16 protein-coding genes and 1 pseudogene are annotated in these 18,751 nt (G+C 67.8%); 15 read left to right on the top strand and 2 right to left on the bottom strand.

All coding sequences use genetic code 11. From position 1 onward, the window contains the following. The first annotated feature begins 12 nt into the window (after positions 1–12). The 14 genes and pseudogenes from ACT535_RS24550 to ACT535_RS24485 all read left to right on the top strand — a co-directional run bounded on the left by ACT535_RS24550 (position 13) and on the right by ACT535_RS24485 (position 16,097). On the top strand, positions 13–3,756 hold the full coding sequence (locus tag ACT535_RS24550; RefSeq protein ID WP_476366359.1) for a nitrate reductase subunit alpha: 3,744 nt from the start codon (positions 13–15) through the stop codon (positions 3,754–3,756). Beyond that, positions 3,753–5,288 carry a nitrate reductase subunit beta gene (narH, locus tag ACT535_RS24545; RefSeq protein WP_476366358.1) on the top strand — a complete coding sequence of 512 codons (1,536 nt, stop codon included), beginning with the start codon at positions 3,753–3,755 and terminating at the stop codon, positions 5,286–5,288. The genes ACT535_RS24550 and narH overlap by 4 nt, the downstream gene beginning before the upstream one ends. After that, positions 5,288–6,016 (top strand): nitrate reductase molybdenum cofactor assembly chaperone, encoded by a 729-nt coding sequence (gene narJ / locus ACT535_RS24540; protein WP_476366357.1) that lies wholly within the window; start codon positions 5,288–5,290, stop codon positions 6,014–6,016. The genes narH and narJ overlap by 1 nt, the downstream gene beginning before the upstream one ends. A gap of 11 nt (positions 6,017–6,027) precedes the next feature. Continuing rightward, positions 6,028–6,801: a respiratory nitrate reductase subunit gamma gene (gene narI / locus ACT535_RS24535; RefSeq protein ID WP_476366356.1), complete on the top strand. Its 774-nt coding sequence runs from the start codon at positions 6,028–6,030 to the stop codon at positions 6,799–6,801. A 5-nt stretch (positions 6,802–6,806) separates the two neighbouring features. Then, complete coding sequence (locus ACT535_RS24530; protein WP_168462509.1) at positions 6,807–7,649, top strand: peptidylprolyl isomerase; 843 nt, start codon at positions 6,807–6,809, stop codon at positions 7,647–7,649. Between the two features lie 9 nt (positions 7,650–7,658). Next, positions 7,659–8,069, top strand: a complete 411-nt coding sequence (locus ACT535_RS24525) for a hypothetical protein (protein WP_476366355.1) — start codon at positions 7,659–7,661, stop codon at positions 8,067–8,069. Beyond that, a pseudogene (locus tag ACT535_RS24520) lies at positions 8,056–8,715 on the top strand (carbonic anhydrase); the annotation flags it as partial. The gene ACT535_RS24525 and the pseudogene ACT535_RS24520, both read left to right, overlap by 14 nt. A gap of 178 nt (positions 8,716–8,893) precedes the next feature. Beyond that, complete coding sequence (moaA, locus tag ACT535_RS24515) at positions 8,894–9,937, top strand: GTP 3',8-cyclase MoaA (RefSeq protein ID WP_476366354.1); 1,044 nt, start codon at positions 8,894–8,896, stop codon at positions 9,935–9,937. Positions 9,938–9,970: 33 nt separating this feature from the next. Continuing rightward, a complete protein-coding gene (locus ACT535_RS24510) occupies positions 9,971–11,149 on the top strand; it encodes an NnrS family protein (RefSeq protein ID WP_476366353.1) in 1,179 nt (392 codons plus the stop codon). 130 nt (positions 11,150–11,279) lie between these two features. Continuing rightward, the gene (locus tag ACT535_RS24505; RefSeq protein ID WP_476366352.1) at positions 11,280–12,257 is read left to right on the top strand and encodes a TAXI family TRAP transporter solute-binding subunit; all 978 of its coding nucleotides are present in this window, start codon (positions 11,280–11,282) and stop codon (positions 12,255–12,257) included. A 96-nt stretch (positions 12,258–12,353) separates the two neighbouring features. Continuing rightward, positions 12,354–14,483, top strand: a complete 2,130-nt coding sequence (locus ACT535_RS24500) for a TRAP transporter permease (protein ID WP_476366351.1) — start codon at positions 12,354–12,356, stop codon at positions 14,481–14,483. Next, complete coding sequence (locus ACT535_RS24495; protein ID WP_476366350.1) at positions 14,484–14,849, top strand: DUF1850 domain-containing protein; 366 nt, start codon at positions 14,484–14,486, stop codon at positions 14,847–14,849. It abuts the gene before it with no gap. 78 nt (positions 14,850–14,927) lie between these two features. After that, positions 14,928–15,524: a DUF2239 family protein gene (locus tag ACT535_RS24490; protein ID WP_476366384.1), complete on the top strand. Its 597-nt coding sequence runs from the start codon at positions 14,928–14,930 to the stop codon at positions 15,522–15,524. 84 nt (positions 15,525–15,608) lie between these two features. Next, entirely contained in the window at positions 15,609–16,097 is a 489-nt protein-coding gene (locus ACT535_RS24485; RefSeq protein WP_476366349.1) for a GNAT family N-acetyltransferase, read from the top strand. 3 nt (positions 16,098–16,100) lie between these two features. On the opposite strand, the gene ACT535_RS24480 is transcribed toward ACT535_RS24485, so the two are convergent. Then, positions 16,101–17,924 carry an ABC transporter transmembrane domain-containing protein gene (locus ACT535_RS24480; RefSeq protein WP_476366348.1) on the bottom strand — a complete coding sequence of 608 codons (1,824 nt, stop codon included), beginning with the start codon at positions 17,922–17,924 and terminating at the stop codon, positions 16,101–16,103. Between the two features lie 88 nt (positions 17,925–18,012). Between ACT535_RS24480 and rpmE the strand changes: the two genes are divergently transcribed. Continuing rightward, positions 18,013–18,237, top strand: coding sequence for a 50S ribosomal protein L31 (gene rpmE, locus ACT535_RS24475; protein ID WP_024277552.1), 225 nt, complete (start codon positions 18,013–18,015; stop codon positions 18,235–18,237). Positions 18,238–18,337: 100 nt separating this feature from the next. Here the strand turns inward: rpmE and ACT535_RS24470 are convergent, their stop codons facing one another. Next, complete coding sequence (locus ACT535_RS24470; protein ID WP_476366347.1) at positions 18,338–18,730, bottom strand: hypothetical protein; 393 nt, start codon at positions 18,728–18,730, stop codon at positions 18,338–18,340. Positions 18,731–18,751 lie beyond the last annotated feature (21 nt).

Below are 18,751 nucleotides of genomic sequence, written 5' to 3'. Positions count from 1 at the left end.
GAAGGCACGATCATGTCCCATTTCCTCGACCGGCTCACCTTCTTCCGCCGCGAGACCGAGCCCTTCTCCAACGGCCACGGCATCGTCACCCACGAGGATCGCTCGTGGGAGGACGGCTACCGGAAGCGCTGGCAGCACGACAAGATCGTGCGCTCCACCCACGGCGTGAACTGCACCGGCTCCTGCTCGTGGAAGATCTATGTGAAGGGCGGCATCGTCACCTGGGAAACCCAGCAGACGGACTATCCCCGCACCCGCCCGGAACTGCCCAACCATGAGCCGCGCGGCTGCGCCCGTGGCGCCTCCTACAGCTGGTATCTTTATTCCGGCGCACGGGTGAAGCACCCCATGGTGCGCGGGCGCCTGCTGAAGCTCTGGCGCGAGGCCCGGGCGAAGCTGCCGCCGGTGGCCGCCTGGGCCTCCATCGTCGGCAACGCGGAAAAGCGCGCCTCCTACACCTCCATCCGCGGCCATGGCGGGCTGGTGCGCGCCACGTGGGACGAGGTGAACGAGATCATCGCCGCCGCCAACGCCTACACCATCCGCAAGCACGGCCCGGACCGGGTGGCGGGCTTCTCGCCCATCCCGGCCATGTCCATGGTCTCCTATGCGGCGGGGGCGCGCTATCTCTCGCTGCTCGGCGGCGTGTGTCTCTCCTTCTACGACTGGTATTGCGACCTGCCGCCGGCCTCCCCGCAGACCTGGGGCGAGCAGACCGACGTGCCGGAAAGCGCCGACTGGTACAATGCCGGCTTCATCATCGTGTGGGGCTCCAACGTGCCGCAGACGCGCACGCCGGACGCCCATTTCTACACCGAGGTGCGCTACAAGGGCACCAAGAGCGCGGTGGTGACGCCGGACTATGCCGAGGCCACCAAGTTCGCCGACATCTGGCTGAACCCCAAGCAGGGTACCGACGCGGCGCTGGCCCTCGCCATGGGCCATGTGATCCTGCGCGAATATCATCTTGACCGGCAGGTGCCCTACTTCGACGATTACCTGCGACGCTACTCGGACATGCCCTTCCTCGTGCGCCTCGTGGAGCGCGACGGCCGTCTCGTGGCGGAGCGGATGCTGCGCGCCTCCGACCTGCCCGGCGGGCTCGGGGAAGAGAACAATCCCGAGTGGAAGACCGTCGCCTTCGACGACGCCAGCGGCGATCTCGTCGCCCCCGTCGGCTCCATCGGCCATCGCTGGGGCGAGCAGGCGAAATGGAACCTGGAGGAGAAGGACGGCGCCGGCCGCACTTTGCGCCTGCGCCTCTCGCTGGAGGAGCATGCGGACGAGATCGCGGCCGTGGACTTCCCCTATTTCGGCGGCCGCGCCACCGAGCATTTCGTGGCCACGAACCATGGCGAGGTGCTGACGCGCAACCTGCCCGTCCGCCTCATCCAGGCCGCCGACGGCAGCGTGATGAAGGTCGCCACCGTCTACGATCTCATGATGGCCAATTACGGCCTCGACCGCGGCTTCGGCGGCGGCAACGTTGCCGTCTCCTATGACGAGGACGTGCCCTTCACGCCCGCCTGGGCCGAGCGCATCACCGGCGTGAAGCGCGACGCCATCATCACCGTGGCACGCGAGTTCGCCACCAATGCGGAGAAGACCAACGGGCGCTCGATGATCATCATCGGCGCGGCCATGAACCACTGGTATCACATGGACATGAACTACCGGGGGGTCATCAACCTCCTGGTGTTCTGCGGCGCCATCGGCCAGTCGGGCGGCGGCTGGTCGCATTATGTGGGGCAGGAGAAGCTGCGCCCGCAGACCGGCTGGCAGCCGCTGGCCTTCGGCCTCGACTGGTCGCGCCCGCCCCGGCACCAGAACGCCACCTCCTTCTGGTATGCCCACACGGACCAGTGGCGCTACGAGACCCTGACCGCCGGCGAAATCCTCTCCCCCACCGCGCCCAAGGGCGAGTGGGACAAGAGCTTCATCGACTACAACGTCCGCGCCGAGCGCATGGGCTGGCTGCCGTCGGCGCCGCAGCTGAAGCAGAACCCCCTCGCCATCGCCGCCAAGGCCAAGGCGGCCGGCCAGGAGGTGAAGGACTATGTGGCCTCCGCCCTGAAAAGCGGCGATCTGGAGCTGTCCTGCCACGATCCCGACCACCCGGACAACTGGCCGCGCAACCTCTTCGTCTGGCGCTCCAACCTGCTCGGCTCCTCGGGCAAGGGCCATGAATACTTCCTCAAGCACCTGCTGGGCACCCAGCACGGCGTGATGGGCAAGGACCTCGGCGCCGAGGGCGCGGTGCGCAACACGGAAGTGGCGTGGCACGAGGAAGCGCCCACCGGCAAGCTCGATCTTTTGGTAACGCTGGACTTCCGCATGTCCACCACCTGCGTCTACTCGGACATCGTGCTGCCCACCGCCACCTGGTACGAGAAGAACGATCTGAATACCTCGGACATGCACCCCTTCATCCATCCGCTCTCGGCAGCGGTGGACCCCGCATGGGAGGCGCGTTCCGACTGGGAGATCTACAAGGGCCTCGCCCGCACCTTCTCCGCCGTCGCGCCCGAAGTGCTGGGGGTGGAGACGGACACGGTGCTCACGCCCATCCTCCACGACACGCCCGCCGAGATTGCGCAGGCGCTGGATGTGAAGGACTGGCGCAAGGGCGAGGTGGAGCCCATCCCCGGCAAGACCATGCCCAGCGTGACCGTGGTGGAGCGCGACTATCCCGCGACCTACGCCCGGTTCACGTCCCTCGGCCCGCTGATGGAGAAAATCGGCAATGGCGGCAAGGGTATCAGCTGGAAGACCGGGCATGAGGTGGACGCGCTGAAGGCGCTCAACGGCACCCATCGGGATGGCGCGGCCAAGGGCCTCGCGAAGATCGAAACGGACATCGACGCCGCCGAGGTCATCCTCATGCTGGCGCCGGAGACCAATGGCGAGGTCGCGGTGAAGGCGTGGGAGGCCCTCTCCCACAACACCGGCCGTGACCACGCCCATCTGGCGCTGCCCAAGGAAGACGAGAAGATCCGCTTCCGCGATGTGCAGGCGCAGCCGCGCAAGATCATCTCCTCGCCCACCTGGTCGGGCATCGAGAGCGAGAAGGTCTGCTACAACGCCGGCTATACCAACGTCCACGAACTGATCCCCTGGCGCACGCTCACCGGCCGCCAGCAGCTTTATCAGGACCACCTGTGGATGCGGGCCTTCGGCGAAGAGCTGGTGACCTGGAAGCCGCCGGTGGACCTGAAGACCATCCCCGGCCATCGCAATGCCAAGCCCAACGGCAACCGCGAGATCGTGCTCAACTTCCTCACCCCCCACCAGAAGTGGGGCATCCACTCCACCTATACTGACAATCTCCTCATGCTCACCTTGAACCGGGGCGGGCCGGTGATCTGGATCAGCGAGGACGATGCCCGCGCGGCCGGCCTGGCCGACAATGACTGGGTGGAGGTGTTCAACGCCAACGGCGCGCTCACCGCCCGCGCCGTGGTCTCCCAGCGCGTCATGCCCGGCATGGCCATGATGTATCACGCGCAAGAGAAGATCATTAACACCCCCGGCTCCGAAATGACCGGCAAGCGCGGCGGCATCCATAATTCCGTGACGCGCACCGTGCTGAAGCCGACCCACATGATCGGGGGCTACGCCCAGCAATCCTACGGCTTCAACTATTACGGCACCGTCGGCGCCAACCGCGACGAATTCGTGGTGGTGCGCAAGATGAACAAGGTCGACTGGCTCGAGGATGAGCTGCCGGCCGCTTCCCAAAAGGAGATGGCCCAATGAAGATCCGCGCCCAGATCGCCATGGTGCTGAACCTCGACAAGTGCATCGGGTGTCACACCTGCTCCGTCACCTGCAAGAACGTGTGGACGAGCCGCCAGGGCGTGGAATACGCCTGGTTCAACAATGTGGAGACCAAGCCCGGCGTCGGCTATCCGCGCGAGTGGGAGAACCAGAAGAAGTGGAAGGGCGGCTGGCGCCGCAAGGAGAACGGCAAGATCGAGCCGCGCATCGGCGCCAAATGGCGGGTGCTCTCCAACATCTTCGCGAATCCCGACCTGCCGGAAATCGACGATTATTACGAGCCCTTCACCTTCGATTACGAGCACCTGCACACCGCGAAGGAATCGAAAGCCTTCCCCACCGCCCGCCCGCGCTCCCTCGTCTCCGGCGAGCGGATGGAGAAGATCGAATGGGGGCCGAACTGGGAGGAGATCCTGGGCGGCGAGTTCGCCAAGCGGCGGAAGGATGTGAACTTCGAGGGTGTCGAGGCCGAGATCTACGGCCAGTTCGAAAACACCTTCATGATGTACCTGCCCCGCCTGTGCGAGCACTGCCTGAACCCCACCTGCGCGGCGGCGTGCCCCTCCGGCGCCATCTACAAGCGCGAGGAGGACGGCATCGTCCTCATCGATCAGGACAAGTGCCGGGGCTGGCGCATGTGCGTCTCGGGCTGCCCCTACAAGAAGATCTACTACAACTGGTCTTCCGGGAAGTCGGAGAAGTGCATCTTCTGCTATCCCCGCATCGAGGCGGGCCAGCCCACGGTGTGCTCGGAAACCTGCGTCGGTCGCATCCGCTATCTCGGCGTGCTGCTCTATGACGCCGACCGCATCGAGGAAGCGGCGAGCGTGAAGGACGAGAAGAAGCTCTACCAGGCCCAGCTCGACCTCTTCCTCGATCCAAAGGACCCCGCCGTCATCGCCCAGGCCCGCGCGGATGGCGTGCCGGATGCCTGGATCGAGGCGGCGAAGGTCTCGCCCATCTGGAAGATGGCCATGGAGTGGAAGGTCGCCTTCCCGCTCCATCCCGAATACCGCACGCTGCCGATGGTCTGGTACGTGCCGCCGCTCTCGCCCATCCAGTCCGCCGCCACCGCCGGCAAGATGGGCATGGATGGCGAGATGCCGGACGTGCGCTCGCTTCGCATCCCCTTGCGCTACCTCGCCAATCTCCTCACCGCCGGCAACGAGGAGCCGGTCGCCCTGGCGCTGGAACGCATGCTCGCCATGCGCGCCTACATGCGGGCGAAGACCGTGGACGGGCGCATCGATGCCCGCGTCGCGACGAAGGTCGGCCTCACCGGCGCGGACATCGAGGACATGTACCAGACCATGGCCATCGCCAATTACGAGGACCGCTTCGTCATCCCCACTGCCCATCGCGAGGCGGGGGAGGACCCGTTCGATCTGCGCGGCTCCTGCGGCTTCTCCTTCGGCAACGGCTGCTCGGGCGGGGACAGCGATGTGAACCTGTTCGGCAGCCCCACCCACACGCCCGGCCGGCGCACCAAGACCCCGATGGAGGTGGAGTGATGGACGACAACCTCACCCTCAAGGCCCTTTCGCGCCTCCTCCTCTATCCCGAGGCGGCATTGCAGGATGCGGCGCCCCACATTGCCGACGCGCTCATCGAAGACGGCCGGCTCGATGCCGCAACCCGCCTCGCCCTCATGCCACTTCTGCGGTCGCTGGCCGGTGCAGACCTTTACGACCTGCAAGAGGCCTATGTGAGCCTCTTCGACCGAACGCGGCGCCTGTCCCTGCACCTGTTCGAGCATGTGCATGGGGAGAGCCGCGACCGCGGGCAGGCCATGGTGGACCTCGCGGCGCTCTACGAGAAGGGCGGCCTCGCCATCACCGCCAACGAGCTGCCGGACTTCCTGCCCCTCTTCCTGGAGTTCGTCGCCACTCGCCCGCTGGCGGAGGCCGAGGGACTGCTCGCCGACGTGGACCACATCCTCGCCACGCTGGAGGAGCGCCTCGCCGAGCGCGGTTCGCTCTATGCCGCCGTGCTCACCGCCGTGCGCCGACTTGCCGGGGCCGAAGCCAAAGCCATAGACACACCGGCGCCCGCACCCGCGTGCGTGGCCCACACCGAAGACCTCGCCGCCCTCGACAAGGAGTGGGAGGAGACCGCCGTCACCTTCGGCCCCGGCGATGCCGCCTCCTGCGGCGTCGATCGCTTCCGCACCCAGCTGCGCGCCGCCCAGCGCGATGCGCGCGACCCGGCGCGCCAGCCCGCGCCCCAACCTGCCGCCTGAAGGAGACGACCATGTCACAGGCCATCAATTCAGCCCTGTTCGGCTGGTATCCCTACCTCTGCCTCACGGTGTTCCTCGTCGCCAGCCTCATCCGCTTCGACCGGGAGCAATACACCTGGAAGACCGGCTCCTCGCAGCTCCTGCGCAAGCGGCAATTGCGCTGGGGGTCGAACCTCTTCCACGTGGGCATCCTCGTCATCTTCATCGGCCATGCCGGCGGCCTGCTGACGCCCATCTGGGTGTTCGATGCGCTGGGCATCTCGCACAGCTTCAAACAGGGCCTCGCCATCACGGTGGGCGGCATCGCGGGGGTGATGTGCTTCATCGGCATCGCGCTTCTGGCCCATCGCCGGCTGTTCGATCCGCGCATCCGGGCGAACTCCAGCTTCGGCGACACCGCCATCCTGCTGCTTCTGTGGGTGCAGCTCACGCTCGGCCTCTCCACCATCTTCGTCTCGCTGCATCACATGGACGGGCACGAGATGGTGAAGTTCATGAACTGGGCGCAGGGCATCCTCACCCTCCAGCCGGCGGCGGCCGCCTATGTCGCGGACGTGAGCCCCATCTTCAAGGCGCACCTCGTGCTGGGCATGACGATCTTCCTCGTCTTCCCCTTCACCCGCCTCGTGCATGTGTGGAGCGCGCCGGTCTGGTATCTCGGCCGGCCCGGCTATCAGGTGGTGCGCTCCCGCCGGCCCGCGCGCAAGCCCGTCGCCGCGCGCCCGCAGCCGGCGACGGCGGCAGTGCGCCCCGCCGCCCGTCCCCTCGGCAATCCGGCGGAGTGAAGGCCATGGTCGAGATCGTCAGCCTCTCCACTCCCCGCCCCATCGGCCGCCGGCCGCAGGAGATCCGCGTCGATGGCGTCGCCATCTCCCGCGCCGACATCGCCCGCGAGGCGCAGAACCATGCGGCGGCCGACCCCGCCGCCGCATGGCAGGCGGCCGCCCATGCCCTCGTGGTGCGTCAGCTGCTCCTCGCCGAGGCCGACCGCCTCGGCATCGCCGCCGTGCCCGAAGAGGACGACGAGGATCGCCGCGAGACCGAAGAAGAGGCGGTCATCCGCGCCCTGCTCGAGGAAGAGGTTAAGGTGCCCACGGCGGACGAGGCCACCTGCCGGCGCTATTTCGCCCGCAACCCGGCCCTCTTCCGCACCGGCGACCTCTATGAGGTGGCGCACATCCTCATCGCCGCCGATCCAGCCGACGCCGAAGCCCGGCAAGCGGCGCGGGAGAAGGCGGAAGCCCTGCTCCCCGCCCTTCTCTCCGGCGCCGTGGCGTTCGAGACCGCCGCGCGCGAGGCCTCCGCCTGTCCCTCCCGCGAGGTGGGCGGCAGCCTCGGCCAGATCGGCCGGGGCCAGACCGTGCCGGAGTTCGAGGCGGCGCTGGCGGACATGGCGCCGGGCGCCATCCACCCCGTGCCGGTAGAGACGCGCTACGGCTTCCACATCGTCCGCCTCGCCCACCGCGTGGAAGGCCGCGACCTGCCGTTCGAGATGGTGCGCGAGGCCATCGCCGGCCATCTGGAGCTGTCCTCCTGGCACGCCGCCATGCGCCAGTATGTGAGCCTGCTCATCGGCCGGGCCGACATCCGCGGCATTTCCATGGAAGGGGCGCAATCGCCCCTCGTGCAATAGGGGGCCGCCATGCTGCTCGGAAGCCTGCTGCGGCGCCTGCGCGATGAACGCTTTGCGCAGGAAACCCTCCTTGGCCTCGGCGATCTCTCCCTCGTCGCCCGCGCCGATGCGGCCGGCGCGCCCTATGGCGAGAGCGCAGCGGACTATGCCGCCTCCGCCTGCGCCCGCTTCGGCGACCACGCCGGCGACGAAGACTGGCTGGCGCTGATGACCGCGCTGGAGCGCAGCACCGACCCTGCCGCCACCTGCCTCAAGGCCATGACCGAATGGGCGCTGAAGGAGGATGCGGCGGCGGCAGCGCGGGAGGCCGAAGACGCCGCCCGTGACGGCGGCGGCTGTGGCTGCGGCGGGGGCGGCGGCTGCGGAGGTGGTGGGGGCCACGGTGGGGGGCACAGTGGAGGCCACCATGGGCACGGCTGAGCGCCCCCGCCCGGACGGCATCCTCGACGAATTGTTCGACAACAATCTCGCCTGGGCCCGGGCCAAGACGGAAGAAGACCCCACCTTCTTCCGCCGCCTCGCGGAGCAGCAGGCGCCGCGCTTCCTGTGGGTCGGCTGCTCCGACAGCCGGGTGCCGGCCAACGACGTGGTGGGGCTCGACCCGGGCGAGCTGTTCGTCCACCGCAACATCGCCAACGTCATCCATTCCAGCGACATGAACATGCTGGCGGTGCTGGAATTCGCCGTGGAGGTGCTGGGCGTGCGCCATGTCATCGTCTGCGGCCATTATGGCTGCGGCGGCGTACGGCGGGCGCTGGAGAACGCCGCCGGCGCGGGCGGCGGCGCGCTGGTGGACCACTGGCTCGCCCCCATCGTCGATCTCTACTGCCGCCACCGCCGGGAGATCGCGGCGGCGGGCGACACCGCCCGGCAGATCGACCGCATGTGCGAGCTGAACGTCGCCTTGCAGATGCGCCGCCTCGCCGCGACCCCGGTCATGAAATCCGCCTGGGCGCGCGGCCACCGCATCACCGTGCATGGCTGGATCTACGGCATCGGCGACGGCCTGCTGCGCGACCTCGGCACCACCATCTCCTCGCCCGAAGACTTCGCCGCCTTGCCCGCGCTCGACGCTCTCATCGCCGCCCCGGCCGAGCCCATGACCGCCGCCCGCCGGCACGCCATCGCCGCCTTCCTGGAGCTGGACGCGGAGGCCTTCCCCGAGCTTGCCGCCTGCGGTCCCGGCGCCTGTAGCTGCGGCGCCTTCCCCCCGCCATCCGCCCGCGCGGCGGAGGAGGCCTGACATGCCCACCCAGATCGCCCCCTGCCCCGTCCCCGCCTCCCCGTCCGCGTCACCGTGCACGCTCATCGACCTGTTCGGCCGCCGCATCACCTATCTGCGCCTCTCGGTAACCGACCGCTGCGATCTGCGCTGCGTCTATTGCATGGCGGAGGACATGACCTTCCTGCCGCGCAACGAGGTGCTCTCCATCGAGGAACTGGACCGCCTCGCCACCGCCTTCATCGGTCATGGCGTCACCAAGCTGCGTCTCACCGGCGGCGAGCCGCTGGTACGGCGGGGCATCATGGACCTCGTCGCCTCGCTCTCCCGCCACCTCGCCTCCGGCGCGCTGAAGGAGCTGACGCTGACCACCAACGGCACCCAGCTCGCCCGCCATGCGGACGACCTCGCGCGGCTCGGGGTGCGGCGGGTGAATGTGTCCCTCGACACGCTGGACCCCGATACCTTTCGCCGGGTCACGCGGCGCGGATCGCTGCCCGTGGTGATGGATGGAATCCGCGCCGCACTGAATGCCGGACTGACTGTGAAACTGAACGTGGTGGCACTCGCCGATTCCACACCCGGCAACGTGGTTGAACTCATCGATTTCGCCCATCGGCACGGCATGGACATCACCTTCATCGAGACCATGCCGCTCGGCGACGTGGGGGTGGACCGGGTCGACCAATATCTGCCGCTCGACCGGCTCAGAGGCTTGATTGAACAGCATTTTTCGCTCACCGACACGCCGGAGCGCACCGGCGGTCCGGCACGCTATGCCCGAGTGGCCGAGACCGGGGGGCGCATCGGCTTCATCACCCCCATGTCCCACTCCTTCTGCGAGAGCTGTAACCGTATCCGGGTAAGCGCGACGGGCGTCCTCTACACCTGCCTTGGTCAGGAAAATGCAGTCGATCTAAAGACTTGCCTGCGCACCGGCGGCGAAGCGGCCCTGACGGAGGCCATCGCCGAGGCCATCCGCGCGAAGCCCCGCGGGCATGATTTCGTCATCACCCGGGGCGGCGCCCCCACCCTGTCCCGGCATATGTCGGCACTCGGCGGCTGAACCGGAAATCCGTTTTATTTCAGGATTATAGCCATGCGCACCGCCGCAACATTCCGCGCCTTCACCGGCGCCGCCCTGCTGAGCCGGGGCTTCCGCCCCTTCTTCCTCGGCGCCGGCCTGTTCGCCCTTGCCGCCATCGCCGTCTGGCCAGCGGTTTTCCTCGGCGAAGTCATTCTACCAACGGCATTTTCCCCCGTCGAATGGCACGCCCACGAGATGCTGTTCGGCTATGGCGCGGCCGTCATCGCCGGCTTCCTCCTCACCGCCATCCCCAACTGGACCGGCCGCCTGCCGGTCGCGGGCAATGCCCTCGGAAGCCTTGTCCTGCTTTGGTTTGCGGGCCGCGTCGCCGTGCTCGTCTCTGCCCGCATCGGCTGGGCGGCAGCGGCGGTGATCGACGTGGCCTTCCTCGCCGTCTTCGCGCTGGTGGTGGCACGGGAGATCGCGGCGGGAAAAAATTGGCGCAATCTCAAGGTGGTAGGAGTTGTAGGGCTGCTCGGCCTCACCAATATCGCCTTCCATCTGGAAGCCCATTTTACCGGCGATGCCGACCTTGCCGGGCGGGCGGCGCTGGCGCTGATCGTCTTCCTCATCCTGCTGTTCGGCGGCCGCGTGGTGCCGAGCTTCACCGGAAACTGGCTGGCCCGGCGCCCGAATGAGCGCCGCCCGGCGCCGTTTGACCGCTGGGATGCCTATGCGCTCGCCGCCTCCGCTCTGGCCCTCGTCGCCTGGATCGCCTTTCCGGACAATGGGTTGACTGGCCTCGCCCTGATCGCCGCCGGCCTTGCGACCCTGGCCCGGCTCGCCCGCTGGCGCGGCTGGCGGACCGTCTCCGATCCGCTGGTTCTGGTGCTCCACGGCGCCTTCCTGCTGGTGGCGCTGGGCTTCCTCGCGACCGGGGCATCGGCGCTGGCGCCGGATCATGTGCCGGCCGCCGCCGGGCTCCATGTCTGGGCCATCGGCGGCATCGGCGGCATGACCTTGGCCATGATGACACGCGCCACCCTCGGCCATTCCGGCCAGGCCCTCGCCGCGACGCCCGGCACTGTCGCGACCTATCTCCTTGTCGCCGCAGCACTTGTGGCGCGTGTGGCCATGGCCTGCCTCCCGCAGTGGACGAGTCCGTTGATGCTGGTCGCGGCAGCCTGCTGGTGCGCCGCCTTTGCCGGGTTCGTCGCCATCTACTGGCCCATGCTCGCAAGGCGCGGATGACCTTCGCCAAGCTTGGCCTTACCCCGCAACCGCAGATACGACTTTAGTCGCAAGAGACAGAAAGGCGCTGGCCTTTACGGTACGAGACGGTAGCCTCCCTTTAACGATTTAACCAAAAGGGAGAACGCCCATGCAGCGCCTGTCCGCCGCAGCCAACCTGTTTCGGCCTGCCCGCTTCGCCGCAGCCGCCCTGACGTGCGCGCTCGCTTTCACCCCGGCGGCCGCCCGGGCCGAGTTCGTGAACGTCCTCACCGGCGGAACGTCTGGCGTTTATTATCCGCTCGGCGTGGCCATCTCGAAGGTGATCGGCGAAAAGGTGCCGGGGACCCGCCCCTCGGTGCAGGCCACCAAGGCGTCGGTGGAAAATCTGAACCTCATCCAGCAGGGCAAGGGCGAAGTCGCCTTCACCCTCGCGGACAGCCTGGCCGACGGTGTGGCCGGCAAGGAAGAGGCCGGGTTCAAGGCCCCGCTGACCAAGGTACGGGCGTTGGGCGGCATCTATCCCAACTACATCCAGATCGTCGCCTCGAAGGATTCGGGGATCAAGACCATCGCCGACCTGAAGGGCAAGCGCCTCTCCGTCGGCGCGCCCAAGTCGGGCACGGAACTCAATGCCCGCGCTATCCTCAATGCGGCCGGGCTGAAGTATGACGACCTCGGCAAGATCGAGTACCTGCCTTTCGCCGAATCCGTGGAGCTGATGAAGAACCGCCAGCTCGACGCCACGCTGCAGTCCGCCGGCCTCGGCGTCGCTTCCATCAAGGACCTCGCGAATTCAGTGCCCATCGTGGTGGTGGAGGTGCCAGGCACGGTCATCGACAAGATCGGCGCTCCCTATCTCAAGACCACCATCCCCGCCGGCACCTATGAGGGCCAGAGCGCCGACGTGGCGACTGCGGCGGTTCCGAACTTCCTCGTCACCCGCTCCGACCTGAAGGACGACGAGGTCTACGCCATCACCAAGGCCATCTACGAGAACCTGCCGGAACTGGCGGCGGCCCATTCGGCGGCCAAGTCCATCACGCTTGCGAATGCGATGAAGGGCTCACCGGTCGCCTTCCATCCGGGAGCGGAGAAGTTCTTCAAGGAAAAGGGCGTGACGCCCTGAGCCGACGAGCCGTCCGGCTTCCTCGCCTTGCCGGCGGCGCGCTTCAGCGCCGCCGTTCCCATTCCAGACCGCGCCAGACGCCGCGAGCCCTGATCCATGACCTCCTCGCTCCACACCCCGCAGACCGTCCCGCCGGTGAGCCACGACGTGAACAACCCCAGCCACGGCGCACCGGTGGTGGTGGACGACGCGCTGCTCGACCTCACCTGGGGGCCGGGCGCATGGGGTCGGACGGTGTTCTGGATTGCCGTGGCCTTCTCGACCTTCCAGGTCGTCACGGCCGCCTGGAGCCCATTGGCGAGCCAGATCGTCCGCTCCGTCCATGTGGGCTTTCTGCTGCTGGTGGTGTTCGCCATCGCCGCGAACCACAAGACAGGAACCGAGCGCCTGGTGTTGTGGGGCCTCGGCATCTTCTCGTTCATCGTCGGTCTCTATCATTGGGTGTTCTACGCCGCGCTGATCCAGCGGGCGGGCGACCCCTCCACCATGGACATCGTGGTCGGCACCATTGCGGTGGCGCTGGTGTTCGAGGGCTCTCGACGGCTGATGGGCGCATCTCTGCCGATCATGTGCGGCGGCTTCATCCTCTACGGACTGTTCGGTGAATACCTGCCGGCGCCCCTCGACCACCGCCCGTTCGATTATGTGCAGGTGGTGGACCAGATGTTCCTCGGCACGGAGGGCATCTACGGCACGCCCACCTACGTCTCGTCCTCCTTCATCTTCCTGTTCATCCTGTTCGGCGCCTTCCTCGAGCGCGCGGGGATGATCCAGCTGTTCAACGACCTCGCCATGGGCACGGTTGGCCATGCAAAAGGCGGCCCGGCCAAGGTGGCGGTGATCTCGTCGGCCCTGATGGGCACCATCAATGGCTCGGGCGTCGCCAACGTCGTCACCACCGGCCAGTTCACCATCCCGCTGATGAAGCGGTTCGGCTACAAGCCGGCTTTTGCCGGCGCGGTGGAGGCGACCGCCTCCATGGGCGGCCAGATCATGCCGCCGGTGATGGGCGCGGTCGCCTTCATCATGGCCGAGACCATCGACGTGCCCTACGCCACCATCGCCACGGCGGCGGTGATCCCGGCCTTCCTCTATTTCTTCACCGTCTTCGCCATGGTGCATCTGGAGGCCGGCAAGGACGGCCTCTCCGGCCTGCCGAAAGACAAGTGCCCGAACGCCTGGCTGGCGCTGAGGAATAACTGGTACCTCATCCTGCCGCTGGCGGCCCTCGTTTGGCTGCTGTTCTCCGGCTACACGCCTCTGTTCGCCGGCACGGTGGGTCTCGCGCTCACCGCGCTCATCGTACTCGGCGCACCTGTGGCACGGCTGATCGGGCCTTACGGGCTCCGGGTGGTGTTCTGGATCGTGCTCGGCCTGTCGGCGGCGAGCTTCCTGGAATACGGCATCAACGGCGTCGCCACCGTCATCGCCGTGCTGGTGGCCATCCTGTTTTTTGTGAAAGGCGGCCGCGAGACGTTGCGCATCAGCATCGAGAGCATGGCGGACGGCGCCCGCAATGCGCTGCCCGTAGGCATCGCCTGCGCGCTGGTGGGCACCATGATCGGCGTTTTCACGCTCACCGGCATCGCCACCACCTTTGCCACCTTCGTGGTGGAAGTGGGCAAGAATTCGCTGTTCCTGTCGCTGGTGCTGACGATGATCGCCTGCCTCATCCTCGGCATGGGGCTGCCGACCATCCCGAACTACATCATCACCGCCTCCATCGCCGGCCCGGCGCTGCTGGCGCTCGGGGTGCCGCTCATCGTTTCCCACATGTTTGTCTTCTATTTCGGCATCATGGCCGACCTGACACCACCGGTGGCGCTCGCCGCCTTCGCGGCAGCGCCCATTGCGGGCGCCTCGGGGCAAACCATCGGCTGGATCGCAACGCGCATCGCGGTCGCGGGCTATGTGGTGCCGTTCATGGCGGTCTATGCCCCGGCGCTGATGCTGCAGAACGGCGATCCCATGGCCGACATCATCGGCTTCTGGCCGGCGGTGGCCTACGTGTTCGTCAAGGCGGTCATCGCCATCATCCTGTGGGCCGCGACGGCGACGGGCTACCTGCTGGCGCCGCTCAATGTCGTGGAGCGCATCGTCGCCTTTGCCGCCGCGGCGCTGCTCATCCTGGCCCTGCCCATGACCGACGAGATCGGCTTCGCCGCCTCCGCCGCCTTCATCGGCTGGCACTACTGGAAGAGCCGGGCGCGTCCGGTCGCGGCCTGAGTGGCCCTCGCCTGCCTCGTGGCGGGGGCGACGGTGGTGCGGCTCGCCGCTGCCATCACCCTCGCCTGGACCCATTCCGTGCAGAAGAGCACGTGGCAGGAGGACTGGCGCGCCACTCCGGCCGGCCTTGTGCTGGACGAGGTGCACGTCCAAGGGTCGGGCGCCGGCATGGAGCCGCCGGAAGGTGCAGTGCTGGAGGGCGGCTTCTATGTCTCCCATCCCGCTCTGGCGCCACAGCGGCAGGTGATCCTGCGCCGCTCGGGCGCAACGGCCGACTGGCAGGTCTGCATCGCCAACACCTGTCGCCCGATGGCCGAATTCCTCCCGCCCGGGGCCGATCCGGTGACGCTCACCACCTGCGAATAGGCCCGGCCGCCTGCGCCGGCGCTGGACATGTGTTTTTATCCGGGTATTTTAGCGAGTAACTGGAATTGTCGCGTGTCTATGTCCCTCACCCGAATTTGCACCGCCTTCGCCGGATCGCGTCTTCTGCGAACCGGCTCCTTGTCCGATGTGGCGCTGGCGGTGAAGGCTGCGACGGCATCCGGAGACATCGGCACCGTGCTCGTCTTCGATGATGTCACAGGGCGGCTCATCGATCTCGACCTGCGCGGTGACGACGCCGAAATCCGCGCCCGCCTCGATGCTGCTGGCGCGCCGGCTGCCCCCGAGCCCGACGCGCCGGCCAAGGGCCGCGGCCGCCCGAAGCTCGGCGTCGTCGCCCGTGAAGTGACGCTGCTGCCCCGGCACTGGGACTGGCTCGCCGCCCAGCCGAGCGGCGCCTCTGCGACCCTGCGCCGGCTGGTGGACGAGGCACGCCGCCGGGATGCCCCGCAGCAGCAGCGGCGCGCCGCCCAGTCCGCAGCCTATCACTTCATGCAAGCACTTGCCGGAGACCTGCCGGGCTATGAGGAGGCCACCCGCGCCCTGTTTGCCGACGACCGTGCCGGGCTGGAGCAGATGACCGTCGGCTGGCCCCCGGACGTCCGCACCCACGCCTTGCGCCTCGCCTTTGGCACAGAAGGTGACGGCGCAAGCTGAGAACGCCGATCCGCGGCGTGCAACCTCTGCATTAAAGCCACGGCAACCCGGCGGGCGCAGTGTAGGGCAACAGCCGGAGCCACCATGTCCGACCCGACACACCAAGCGCCAGCCTCCACCTATATCCTCGCGATGGCCGTGCCCGAGGATCGGCCGGCCATGGCGCAGCTGTGGGTGGAGACCTGGGCGAAGACCATGCCCGACATCGATTTCGTCGCACGCCTTCCGTGGCTGGAAAGCCATCTGGATGCCCTGAGAGCCGACGGCGCGCTGATCCAGGTGGCGCGGGAAGGAACGCGGGAAGGGCGCGTGGCCGGCTTCGTCGTCATCCATCCGCGCACCGGCTATCTCGACCAGTTGGCCGTCGCGCCGCCGTTCTGGGGCAAGGGCGCTGCGGAGGCGCTGATGGCGGAAGCGCGCCGCCTCTCCCCTGCGCTCGTCGCACTGGATGTGAACCAGGACAATCCGCGGGCTGTGCGCTTCTACGAGAAGATGGGGCTGGCCATCGTCTCAGAAGGTGCCAATCCCATGTCCGGCCGCCGGACCTACCGCATGGAGTGGCGCGGCGCCTGAAATCTAGGCTGCCGCGTGGAACTGGAGCTGGGCGAGGCGGGCATAGAGGCCGCCCTTCGCAACCAGTTCCGCATGGGTGCCTTCGTCGACGATGCGCCCGGCCTCCATGACCAGGATGCGATCGGCAGAGAGCACTGTAGCGAGGCGATGGGCGATGACCAGCGTGGTGCGCCCCTGCATGGAATGCTCCAGCGCCGTCTGCACCAGGGTCTCGCTTTCTGCGTCGAGGGCACTCGTCGCCTCGTCGAGCAGCAGGATGGGCGCCCCCCGCAGGATGGCGCGGGCGATCACGATGCGCTGGCGCTGGCCGCCGGAGAGCGTCACGCCACGCTCGCCCACCATGGTGTCCCAGCCCTGCGGCAACCGAGCGACGAATTCGTCCACCAGCGCCGCACGCCCGGCCTCTTCCACCTCGGCGTCGGTGGCCTCCGGCCGGCCAAGCCGGATATTGGCCCGCACGCTATCGGCGAAGATGGCCACCTCCTGCGGGACCAGCGCCATCTGCCGCCGCACGGCAACGGGATCCGTCTCGCGAATGTTGATGTCGTCAAGGACGATGCGGCCGGCCTGCGGATCGTAGAAGCGTTCGAGCAACTGGAACACGGTGCTCTTGCCGGCTCCGGACGGCCCGACGAGAGCCACCCGCTCTCCCGGCCTTATGGAGAACGAAACGGAGTTGAGTGCCGAATGGTCAGGCCGCGTCGGATAGGAGAAAGACACTTCGTCGAAGCGGATGGCGCCGCTGACCCGCGCCGGCAGCGCCACGGGCTTCGCCGGCGCACGCACCTGCGGCTCCACCCTGAGCAGCTCACCGATGCGCTCGGCAGCTCCGGCAGCGGCGGACATCTCGCCCCAGGTCTCGGAGAGGTTGCCGAGGGAGGCTGCTGCGAGCACCGCATAGAGCACGAACTGGCCCAGCGCACCCGACGTCATGGTGCCCGCCAGCACCGACTGCGCGCCAGCCCACAGCACCGCCACCACCGATCCGAACACCAGGAAGATGGCGATTCCGGTGAGCCAGCTGCGGGCCTGCGTGGCCTGCCGGGCGGCATCGAACGCCTGCTCCACCGCCCCGTCAAACCGCTGCCGCGCCGCGCCCTCGGCGCTGGCCGCCTGTAGGGCTCGCATGCTGTTCAGCGCCTCGGCGGCATAGGCTGAGGCATCCGCAAGCGTGTCCTGCGCCTGCCGGGTCAGGCGTCGCACCTTGCGGCCGGAAGCCATCAGCGGCAGCACGATGACGGGGATGGCGACCAGCACAAGACCGGACAGGCGGGGGCTTGTGACCACCATCATCGCCACCGAGCCGATGCACATCATGAGATTGCGCAGGGCCGTCGAAGCGGAAGCGCCTACGGCGGATTTCAGCTGCGTGGTGTCGGCGGTGAGGCGGGAGGTGAGTTCGCCGGAGCGGGCCGAATCGTAGAAGGTGCCGTCCAGCGTGACGAGGCGGGCGAACACCGCCGTACGCAGGTCCGATACGATCCGCTCACCGAGAGTGGTAACAAGATAATAGCGGCAGGCCGAGGCGAGGGCGAGCACCGCGGCCACCGCCACGAGCACCCCGAAATATTGGTCCACAAGGCCCGCATGATCCTCGGCAAAACCAAAATCGATCATGCGCCGCACGGCGATGGGCAGCGCGAGCGTCGCGAGCGCAGCGGCAAGAAGCGCGCAGAGCGCGGCCGCGACCCGACCTCGATACCGCTTGAGGTATGGCGCCAGACCGGCGAGCGGCTTCAGGTCTCGCCTGCGCTTTTGAGCGTCGGCGCGGGTGTCAGAGCTGTCGACAGGGGCAGATGAGGTGTCGGCTTGTGTCAAGGCATCCACTCGGCTATAGACCCGCCACTTCCGTCAGGAACCGAAATTGACGCTGCCCTCCCTGGCGGGGCGGGCGTGGCGATAAAGGATTGAACCAATGAAGAGCGACATTCACCCCGATTACCACTTCATCAAGGTGGTGATGACGGACGGTTCCGAGTACACGACCCGGTCGACCTACGGCAAGGAGGGCGACACCCTTCAGCTCGACATCGATCCGCGCACCCATCCGGCGTGGACCGGCGGCAGCCAGCAGCTGATGGACCGCGGCGGCCGCGTGTCCCGCTTCAAGAACAAGTTCGGCGCGCTGCTCAAGGGCTGATGCCGCCGGGGCCTTCGGGCCCCGCTGCCGCTGCGGTGCTGCGCGCCTCCGCCGCAGCGACGCAAACGCACAACCGCCCTCCTCCGAGGTCGGAGACCCGTCAGGGAATGACAAGTTCAAGCCGCGGGCGGCCTTGCCGCCGTCGCGGCTTTTGCTTTTGGGCGGCTCCAGCGTCCCCCTCCGGGATCACCGCCAGCTGGGCGGCGACACCATCGGCGAGGGCGGCCAGATCGAGCGCGGCAAGGCGCGCGACCGCCGGCAGGCGCACCATCACATGTGCGGGAAGTGTCAGCGCCAGCGGCGCCGCGGCGGCTGCCACTTCCGAGCAGGACATGGACGCTTCCTCCCGGCCTAGCAGCAGCACCAGTCCCGCCGCGATGTCGGAGCGGAGGCGCGCCAGCGCTTCAGCATCGGCTGGCAGAAGCGTCGAGGGCGCCAGACGCGCTTCGGCCGCCGCGAGGCGTTCAAAGCCCCGCGCGATCCCGCCTCCCATGCCCTGCTCCTGATCCACAGC

The organism is Xanthobacter sp. DMC12 (assembly GCF_056314105.1).
This window is presented reverse-complemented; position numbering and strand designations above follow the sequence as displayed.